We start from the raw sequence: 9,895 nt of genomic DNA on the forward strand, positions 1-9,895 counted from the left end.
ATTAATTAGACTTCACACTCACGTCAACACTTAATTTCTATTTTTTTAGTTTTTTTAATTAAAACCGAAATGCTGGATATCTATCAGTGTAACATCTTCTGGCATAATCAATTCTGAATAAAAATTCTTAGCAACACGCGCAAAGCGTTCAGGCCCGTCCGTTACTAAGAAGATCACCTTTCCATTCCTCGATGTTGGATTTAGTAGCCCCAGACCATCCAGTGCATTGCATAATGCTTCAGCTGCTGTAGTTGCAGAATCGACCAACCTAACTTTCGGCCCGACTACATTTTGAATAGCCCCCCTTAATGAAGGGAAATGTGTACAACCCAGAACCAGTGTATCAATACCTTCTTGCTCAGGGTCATGCACAAACAAACTTTCTAATGACTTTTTAACGATTCCTTCAACCAGCTCACCTTCATGCCACCCTTCCTCAGCAAGCGCCACAAACAACGAGCAGGCCGCTGCTTTGATTGATGCATCTGGCCGAATTGAGAGAATCGCTTTTTGATAGGCCTGATTACTAATGGTGCTTTCAGTAGCAATAACACCAATATGGCATTTTTGACTCACGCTAACGGCCGCTTGCGCACCTGGATCAATCACACCAATAATCGGCAGATCCGGACGGGAGTTTCTCAAAACATCTAGAGCGGCAGCTGAAGCTGTATTACACGCAACAACGAGCGCCTTTATATCATAAGACTCCAGCGCCCTTACTGCTTGCTCTGCATACTTCGAAATCGATGCAACACTTTTGGTTCCGTAGGGAACACGAGCCGTATCGCCTAGATAAACTAAGTTTTCATTCGGCAAGCACTTCCTAACCTCATTAAGAACCGTTAAGCCCCCAACACCAGAATCAAATAAACCTATCGACTTGCTCACACCGACACTACTATTTTCCACGTTTATCCGACCGCTTCTTAGCTTGTTTTTTAAGTGCTTTAATATGCTCTTTATTACGCTCTTTTTTAGCTTTTTGCCGAGCTGTTAAGAGATTTCGCTTACCTGCAAAGGGGTTATCGCCCGTTTTAAATTCGAACCGTATAGGTGTCCCACGAATTTTAAGCAATTTAACAAATCGATTTTCCAGGTAACGCTTATAGGATATCGGCAGAGAATCTGTTTGATTACCATGCACAACAATAATAGGAGGATTTGAGCCCCCTTGATGCGCATAACGCAACTTGATGCGATGCGTATGAACGGAGGGAGGTTGATGATCAGCAACAATATCCTCAAGCAAACGTGTCAGTTTATTTGTCGACCATTTCGCCATCGCAGAATCAAAGGCCTCATGGATTGAACCATAGAGATCACCAACACCTGTTCCATGCTTAGCTGAAATAAAATGCATTCGCGCAAATGCAACAAATTCAAGTCGCCGCCTTATTTGTTCTCGCACCTTTTCTTTATGTTCAGAGGTCATTCCATCCCATTTATTCAAAGCAATAACCAATGCACGTCCAGAGTCTATGATGAACCCAAGCATGTGCAAGTCTTGCTCCGTAACCCCTTCTCTTGCATCAACGACCATTACGACTACATTAGAATCACGTATCGCTTGAAGGGTTTTAACAATTGAGAACTTTTCCACTGCTTCAGTGATATGTTTACGGCGCCGCACGCCTGCAGTATCGATCAGTGTATATTTTTTATCTTCGCGCTCATACGGGATATAAATACTGTCACGCGTAGTACCTGCTTGGTCAAAAACAACTACACGCTCCTCACCCAACATTCGATTAACAAGTGTCGATTTTCCGACATTCGGACGACCTATGATTGCAATGCGTATCGTATCTTTGTAATCGTCTTTTTCAGCCTCATCCTTGATGCTCAGTAAGAGATAGGGCTCAAGCACCAACTCCATCAATTGTGAAACACCACGACCATGTGAGGCGGCTATCGGTATTGGCTGCCCTACACCTAGGCCATAAAAATCAGCCATTGCCACATTTTCATCTATACCATCGGTCTTATTCACAACCAACCTAAAAGGTTTATTACTTCGACGCAAATGATCAGCTATCATTTCATCTGCTTGATTCAAGCCTGATCTACCATCAACAATAAAGAGCACAACATCAGCTTCCTCTATTGCGTATAGGGATTGCTGAGCCATCGCTTTGTCAATACCGGCTTCATCACCTGTGATACCACCCGTATCAATCACAATGTAGCTGCACTCATCAAGCTGCCCTTGGCCATACTTGCGATCACGTGTCAATCCTGGAAGATCAGCTACGAGCGCATCTCTCGAGCGCGTCAATCGATTAAACAGTGTTGATTTACCAACATTAGGACGCCCAACAAGCGCAATTACCGGAAGCATAGTTTTTCCCAAAACCAAAAACGGCCGACTGTAAAAAACAGACAGCCGTTTTTGGATATTAAATTCATTAATTCAGCTGAATAGCCGCTAACCGTCCAGCATTTGTTAATACATAGAGAACATTGTCACGCACTAACATGTCGCCCGTCACACCTGATGAATCCAACCTGTGACGCGCTACAAAACGCCCGTCGACCTGTGACATAAAATGTAAATACCCCTCAGCATCACCGACAACGACTGCATTTCCTATCACCGCTGGTGCTGACAAGCGCCTTAATGATAAATCTCTTTGCGTCCAGACACTAGCTCCACTTGCAGCATCCATGGCCAGAACAGCATCTCTGTCATTTACTAAATAGATATTTCCAAACCCTGTTGCTAAGCTTCGGTAGGTTGAAACATCATGCCCCCAAAATGTCTGGAGGTTAAACGGGTTGATCGATCTGATCTGTCCCTGGTACGCCGCAACATATAATGTATTGTTTAAAATAAGCGGCCTTCCTTTAATATCTGCCATTCGCTCCAATTCAGAACGACCACTACCATCCGCAATTCGAGTTTCCCAAAAGAACAAACCACTTTCATTATTCAGTGCAACCAATTTTCCGTTTGAAAAACCGGCAATTGTTACATCTGATGTGAGCAGTGGAGCCCCCGTACCTCTCAGTGATAAGGATGGAACTTGCGCATCATACGTCCAACGATGCGTGCCTGAAACTCTATCTAATGCCGTTATACGACCATTCACGGTCTGAACAACAACAATGGATGGGTTTATTTGTACCTGTGCCGTTGCTTCGGACGTTAACTGATAACGCCATAACTCGGTACCATTTTCAGCACTTAAGGAAACAATCTCACCTGAACGCAAATTCACGATCACATGACCATGCCCAGCGCCCACGCCACCAACAATGGGATCTTTCAAGTTAACTGACCAAATCCTTTGGCCAGTCCTACGATCAAAAGAAGCAACCAAACCTTTATGATCAGCTGCAAAAATTCTGTCGCCATCAATCGAAACAGTCATTTCATGAAAGCGTCTACCTGGACCATCCCCTACATTTGCGGTCCACAGCACATTCACTCTATTCTCAGATACAATATCAGGGAGTGGTGATGGTTTCACCTCATCACTTTTACTCCAAAAACCACACCCTCCAAGCAAGACAAAGAGAACCAGCAAGACCGAAAATCTGAAGAGGTTTTTCATGAGCCACTCCCTGAACCCAAATCATCACGCTTCATTTGCAAAATTGGCCTCGCTTCACCCGTATTAGCCGCAAGCGCACGATCATACTCACGACGTGCAGACTCAATATCCTCTTGCAAAAAGTATGCATCTCCGCGCAACTCATGATAGATAACTGCAAAGCTAGCAGGGTCTATTGAGTCCATCAATAACAAAGCTTCACCCGCTTTTTGTTCGCCCAGCAAAATTTTTGCCTTACGCAGGGTGGCTATCCGCTTAATATCCTCTTCTTTAGTGTTTGCCACCACCCAGTCGAGCTCAGCTATCGCAACCTCATTGTTATTCGACTGCACAGCCGCCCTTGCCAAAATTAATGCAGCATATTGTGCATACGTTGACTTAGCGTGCTCGGCTTTTAAGCGCTCACCTAAATGTTGGAGGGTTTCACTTGTTTGCGCCCTTCCTTCATCTAAATCAACAACGACAGACTCAATCAGGCTTTGATAGAGCATAGAAGCCTGCGCTGCATTCGTTGCTTGACGTGACTGCCAACCCTGCCAGCCCACAACGATAGCAACCGCAGCACCAACACCTAGCACCAGCGCTTTACCGTTTTCTTTCCACCAATTCTTTAGTGCATCCAGTTGCTCTTCTTCAGTTCGCAGTTCAGCCACCTGATTAACTCCTACAACCTCAAAATTTTGTTAGAAAAGAATCCGTCAGATCCTTCACACTGATTTCTTGCTGATCAATGGTTTCACGCAAGAACTTTACCTGAACCGTATCATGTTCCAGTTCTTTCTGCCCAATCAATAATGCGACACGAGCACCGCTGGCATCTGCTTTTTTAAGATGACTCTTTAAACTGCCATCCCCACAACCGAGCACAACCTTAAGCTCTGTCTCATCCCTTAAGGTTTCAGCTACACAAAGTATTTTTTGTTTCACTTCCAACGTGGTCGTAAGCGGGAGAATGTACACATCTGCCTGCTGATAAAGTGACGCTGGTAATTTAGAGATAGACTCTATTAACAAAATTAACCGTTCAACACCCATGGCGAAACCAACAGCAGGCGTCGACTTACCACCTAGCTGTTGAACTAAACCATCGTAACGACCACCTGCACAAACAGTCCCCTGAGCACCTAACGCTTCCGTAACCCACTCGAACACAGTTTTGCTATAGTAATCGAGCCCTCTAACCAGTCGCGGATTCACTCGAAAGTTAACACCTACACTGTTAAGCAAAGCTTTCAAACATTCAAAGTGTGAGGTAGATTCAGCATCAAGATAATCATGAAAATTTGGAGCTTCATTTAAGATCAGTTGAGTTTGTGCTGATTTACTGTCTAAAATTCTTAGAGGGTTGCTTGTTAGGCGACGCTGACTGTCAGGATCTAAATCATCTTTACGAGTGGTAAGATAGGCTACAAGGTCATTTTTAAACGCCTGCCGAGACTCTGCACTCCCTAATGTATTAATTTCCAGTGTCACAACATCTTCAATTCCGAGCTGTTTCCAAAGACGTGCACTTAGAAGAATTAATTCAGCATCTATATCTGGACCCGACATCCCAAAGGTTTCAACACCTATTTGATGGAACTGCCTATAGCGCCCTTTTTGTGGTCTCTCATAGCGGAACATAGGCCCTGCATACCACAATCTCTGAACCTGGTTGTAAAGCAAACCATGCTCTTCACAGGCTCTTACACAACTCGCGGTCCCTTCAGGACGAAGCGTTAGGCTTTCATCATTTCTATCCGCAAAGGTATACATTTCTTTTTCAACGATATCAGTGACTTCACCAATCGACCGTTTAAAAAGATCGGTTTGCTCAACTATTGGTGTTCTAATCTCTCGGTATCCATAACCAGCTAAAACATCACGAACTGTTTTTTCTAAAAACTGCCATACAGGAGTCTTTTCAGGAAGAATATCATTCATTCCCCGAATTGCTTTAATCTTTGACAAACTATAATCCTGCCATTACTTTTTCTTTTAAGGGTTTAAAGGCAATGTAAAACGCGCGACATTTGTGTTTGTAAGTGACGAAACATCAATTATAGTGCCTTTATACAAAGCACTTGCAACCGCATCAACACGCCCAACAATCACAGATAAAGGCTCGGATCCGGCAATTTGTACCTGATCACCCCTATTAGCAACCGCTGAGTAAATGGTTTTTCCACTGGAGTCTCGAACCTGAACCCAGCATTCATTTGTGAAGCTCATGTCTAATCCATCAAATATAATCGGTAATATTTCGACAATTTCTTCAACAACTTCCTCAACAGTCTCTTCTACAGCCTCAGCCACACTAGGAGAGCCAGACTCACCAACGGAGTCTTCTATAGGATTTCCGTCTGAAATCAAGCATCAGGCGCCAAGAAGCCCTCATCAATAAGACGCTCGCTTTCACTTGCTATGTCAGTCATAGTCGCCGTTAGGCTAGATGCATCAGATGGAACAACTCGATATTGCTCTTGCGACCACCAAAAGATGACACCTAACATCGTAAGCACAAACAGCCAAGAGACCCCCCTGGCAAACGGCACCTTGAACGGATCTCGTTGCTTCACACTATTGGTCGATTTGATCACCGGAGGCGCTAAGTTAACAGTTCCAAGCCGTTCAAACGCAACCGTATATTTTTTTGCATCTAACCCTAAGTAATTAGCATAATTACGGATATAGCCTCTCATAAACACTGGATTATGAAAGGTTTGCGGCTTCGATGACTCAATAGCGGCAATGACTTTTGGCATTAAGTGCAAATCAGTCGCCACCTGACTCAATGTCAAGTGTTTTGACTCGCGTTCCATTCTTAGTTCATGCCCGGGAAATCCATTTTCCGACCGATAATCTTGATTATGGTCGCCTGTACTCAATTCACCGACTCCCTAAATAGCCTATATTCCTCAGAATCAGGGTATAAATTTCTTAATAGCAAACCATAGGTTGCAGCTTGGCTAGGGTTACGCTCCGCGCGTGCTATTCTTACGCCAACCCATAAACTGCGCGCAGAATGCTGTGCGTTTCGATTGTCGACCATTTGTCTAAAACGGTCAAACCATTGCATCGCTTCTGGTAGATTGCCATTGTCTAACAACAAATCTGCCAACTCCACTTGTGCAAAGGGTCTTGAACGATTCAGCTCAAGCGCTCGCTTAAAAGCGTCTTCTGCCTGACCTAGACGCCCTGTCATACGATAACAGCGACCTACGTTTTCAAATGCTTGAGCCCGAGCAGAATAAAAGGGATCATCAGCCGCTTTTTGCAACTCAACACATGCCTCTGGATAACGCTGCTGTGCAAATAAAAAAGCACCGTAGTTGTTTCGGTGCATTGAATTATTAGGGTCCAGCTGCGTGGAGCGTTTGAAATATTCTTCAGCTAACGCATTTTCACGCTCATATTGAAACACTAACCCCATTGCATTATGGGCTGGAGCATAGCGCTCATTAATGGCAAGAGCTCTTTGCAACGACTGCTTCGCATTATTGGTATCACCCGCTTGCAAATATTGTAACCCCAACTGCGTATAGGCTTGTAAAGCAGCATCCGGTGAAGAGGTTGCATCTTGCCTTACTGTTTGTGATACACATCCAGCAAAACTAAAAAAAATCAGTATGACTAACGCGAGCCTAACCTTCACCCTTTACTCCTTATAAACTATCCATTTATCATGATGGCTGTTGTACCATGCTGATGTACTTTTGGCTACGTCGGGTACGATCATCCACCTGTCCGACTAACTGTCCACACGCAGCATCCACATCATCTCCGCGTGTTTTTCGAACCGTTGTGATGATACCCGCATTAACAATTATCTGCTTAAACCGCAAAATTGCTTCCTCGTTTGGCTTTTCGTATCCTGAACCTGGAAATGGGTTAAACGGAATTAAGTTCAGCTTACAAGGAAATTTACGCAACACTTTTATCAGTTGCTGAGCATGCTCTATCTGATCATTAACACCCTTTAACAGGGTATATTCTACTGTAATAACACGCTTATCATTCAAATGCTTTAAATAATTATTGCAGGCATCAACTAATTCGCGAATCGGATAACGGCTATTCACGGGCACAAGCTGACTTCGCAATTCGTCATTCGGAGCATGTAGCGAAACGGCAAGCGAAACATCGCTAACACCTGCAAGCCTATGCATAGCCGGAACAACACCTGCTGTACTTAGTGTAACCCGTCTTTTAGATAAGCCATACGCATTATCATCCATCATCAACTGTGTTGCATCAAGTACATTATCAAAGTTCAGAAGAGGCTCGCCCATCCCCATGAAAACAACGTTTGTAACACGGCGTTCATCAGAAGGATCGAAAGGCCCAAAAGAGCGAATCGCAACACGCAACTGAGCTATAATTTCAGCAGTTGACAGGTTACGGTTAAACCCCTGCTTTCCCGTAGAACAAAAACTACAATCTAAGGCACATCCAACTTGAGAGGAAACACAAAGTGTTTTTCTTGCGCCTTCAGGTATCAGAACCATTTCAATACTTGAACCGCCATCCATGCGAATAACCCACTTACGCGTCCCATCCGCTGAAAACTTTTCAACAACCACTTCAGGTTCGCGAATATCAGCAACGCTCTCCAATTTTTCTCTTAGGCTTTTACTAAGATTGGTCATTTCATCAAAGCTACTCGCACCCCTCTGATGAAGCCATTTCAGAACTTGAGTTGCTCGAAAACGCTTTTCACCTAACTCGTCGAAAAAAGCTTCTAGTTTTGATGGGGATAAGCCAAGTAAGTTGACTTTAGTTGGAGTTTGCATACAGCGTACCTGATTGTTCAATATAATATGGGTCGACATCTCTTGCCGACCCATGAAATCGATGGTTATTTACCCACCAAAGAAGTAAGCAATTTCGCGCGCAGCTGAAGCTTCTGAGTCTGAACCATGAACCGCATTCGCATCAATTGAAGAAGCAAAGTCACGACGAATAGTGCCCTCTGCTGCTTCTTTAGGGTTTGTTGCACCCATCAAATCACGGTTAAGAAGAACAGCATTTTCACCTTCCAAAACCTGAACAACAACAGGACCAGAGGTCATAAACGCCACGAGATCAGCAAAGAATGGACGCTCTTTATGCTCTGCATAAAAACCTTCTGCTTCTTCTTTGGAAAGTGTTTTCATTTGCATTGCAACAATCTTTAGACCTGCTTTTTCGAAACGAGTTTCAATTTCGCCGATCACATTTTTTGCAACAGCATCAGGTTTAATGATTGACAGAGTACGTTGTAAAGCCATGGTCTATTTCCTCGCTTAAAACTAAGGTCGATAAAGGATAAAAGGTTGGCAATTATACGTGATGAAACTGAGGCTGAACAGCGATTAACATCACTGTTCAAGATGATGAGGTTAGTGCTTATGTGAGATTGACTTGTCATCTTGCAATTCTCGATGCAACAACGCCATAAGCTCAGCTTCAGGACGGCCTATACCACATGATCGCACCAAGTCTTCGACACCAGCACCCATCTCCATGAGTCTAGCTGCTTGGTTATACGCAAGCACCCCTGGATCTCTATTTTCTAACTCAATTTGCTTTTCGGCTGTAATATTCAATTTACGCTCAACAGCAACCAAGCGTTTACCTAAACCAATGGAGCTGCCTGTTGCGCCTTGAATTTCATTGCGTAACACTTTCAATAAAACCTGATGTCTCTGTTCTTGCCGTTTAACACGAATCAGCGCCATGATAGACAGGCCAACAGCGACTATAGCTAAAAACGCTAAACTCGCCAATATAACCCAACCATACGCACCTCCCGCGAACTGCGACATCAGACAATCATCACCCCAAACTCATCCAACAGTTGTTGTATATCTAAAATAGCGCAGCGCTTTTCTAAGCACGTAGCATAAAGCCAAGCTCTATGCGTCTTATCCTTATTGATATTTAGACTACTCAAAGGTATGTAAATAGATTCAATGATTGAGTTACAGGCCAACGCCCAAGACCTTCCCTTTAAAACAACAATATCTGTATAAGCCGCATCATCTACATTATAGGTACTCGGAATCACCCATACACCCGTGTCAACCACAACCGTTTGCTGATAAGCATCGCCATATCGACCTAAAATCCAATCTTGCCTTGAATCAATGCTTAACGTCAGATCCCGAATTTCAGATGCCCCCTCGACATAATCAAACGGGACAGCTAATTTTAAACCATGTACGTCTATTAAAAGACAATGCAGGTCATCATGGGCGGCTGGTTTTTGTGACGAAACTACACGTTCAATATCCGCCATAGAACTGGCCTCGATAGACTTTTTAATTTCTGGCTCTGGCTCTGGCTCTGGCTCTGGCTCTGGCTCTGGCTCTGGCTCT

General features: G+C 43.9%; 11 protein-coding genes and 1 pseudogene. All 12 read right to left on the reverse strand.

Translation table 11 applies throughout. The annotated features are described in order from the left end of the window. Window positions 1-54 precede the first annotated feature (54 nt). Window positions 55-912, reverse strand: coding sequence for a glutamate racemase (gene murI / locus D791_RS18185; RefSeq protein WP_036514805.1), 858 nt, complete (start codon window positions 910-912; stop codon window positions 55-57). Further along, window positions 902-2,341 carry a ribosome biogenesis GTPase Der gene (der, locus tag D791_RS18190; RefSeq protein WP_036514807.1) on the reverse strand — a complete coding sequence of 480 codons (1,440 nt, stop codon included), beginning with the start codon at window positions 2,339-2,341 and terminating at the stop codon, window positions 902-904. Before der ends, murI begins: the two co-directional genes overlap by 11 nt. A gap of 67 nt (window positions 2,342-2,408) precedes the next feature. Further along, complete coding sequence (gene bamB, locus D791_RS18195; protein ID WP_036514809.1) at window positions 2,409-3,557, reverse strand: outer membrane protein assembly factor BamB; 1,149 nt, start codon at window positions 3,555-3,557, stop codon at window positions 2,409-2,411. Next, on the reverse strand, window positions 3,554-4,210 hold the full coding sequence (locus D791_RS18200) for a YfgM family protein (protein ID WP_036514811.1): 657 nt from the start codon (window positions 4,208-4,210) through the stop codon (window positions 3,554-3,556). The genes bamB and D791_RS18200 overlap by 4 nt, the downstream gene beginning before the upstream one ends. A 19-nt stretch (window positions 4,211-4,229) precedes the next feature. Further along, entirely contained in the window at window positions 4,230-5,480 is a 1,251-nt protein-coding gene (gene hisS, locus D791_RS18205; RefSeq protein WP_036514813.1) for a histidine--tRNA ligase, read from the reverse strand. A 54-nt stretch (window positions 5,481-5,534) separates the two neighbouring features. After that, on the reverse strand, window positions 5,535-5,909 hold the full coding sequence (locus D791_RS18210; RefSeq protein ID WP_036514816.1) for a DUF4115 domain-containing protein: 375 nt from the start codon (window positions 5,907-5,909) through the stop codon (window positions 5,535-5,537). After that, window positions 5,906-6,358: a helix-turn-helix domain-containing protein gene (locus tag D791_RS18215; protein ID WP_036514819.1), complete on the reverse strand. Its 453-nt coding sequence runs from the start codon at window positions 6,356-6,358 to the stop codon at window positions 5,906-5,908. Before D791_RS18215 ends, D791_RS18210 begins: the two co-directional genes overlap by 4 nt. Before the next feature lie 62 nt (window positions 6,359-6,420). Then, window positions 6,421-7,191 carry a type IV pilus biogenesis/stability protein PilW gene (gene pilW / locus D791_RS18220; RefSeq protein WP_036514822.1) on the reverse strand — a complete coding sequence of 257 codons (771 nt, stop codon included), beginning with the start codon at window positions 7,189-7,191 and terminating at the stop codon, window positions 6,421-6,423. Window positions 7,192-7,219: 28 nt separating this feature from the next. Beyond that, the gene (rlmN, locus tag D791_RS18225) at window positions 7,220-8,329 is read right to left on the reverse strand and encodes a dual-specificity RNA methyltransferase RlmN (RefSeq protein ID WP_036514824.1); all 1,110 of its coding nucleotides are present in this window, start codon (window positions 8,327-8,329) and stop codon (window positions 7,220-7,222) included. Window positions 8,330-8,398: 69 nt separating this feature from the next. Continuing rightward, window positions 8,399-8,806, reverse strand: a complete 408-nt coding sequence (gene ndk / locus D791_RS18230; RefSeq protein WP_036514827.1) for a nucleoside-diphosphate kinase — start codon at window positions 8,804-8,806, stop codon at window positions 8,399-8,401. A 111-nt stretch (window positions 8,807-8,917) separates the two neighbouring features. Then, on the reverse strand, window positions 8,918-9,343 hold the full coding sequence (locus D791_RS18235; protein WP_036514829.1) for a DUF2802 domain-containing protein: 426 nt from the start codon (window positions 9,341-9,343) through the stop codon (window positions 8,918-8,920). Then, window positions 9,343-9,895, reverse strand: a pseudogene (locus tag D791_RS18240) (hypothetical protein); the annotation flags it as partial. The pseudogene D791_RS18240 and the gene D791_RS18235, both read right to left, overlap by 1 nt.

Origin of the sequence: Nitrincola nitratireducens, from assembly GCF_000585235.1 — a bacterium.
Taxonomy (GTDB): domain Bacteria; phylum Pseudomonadota; class Gammaproteobacteria; order Pseudomonadales; family Balneatricaceae; genus Nitrincola; species Nitrincola alkalisediminis.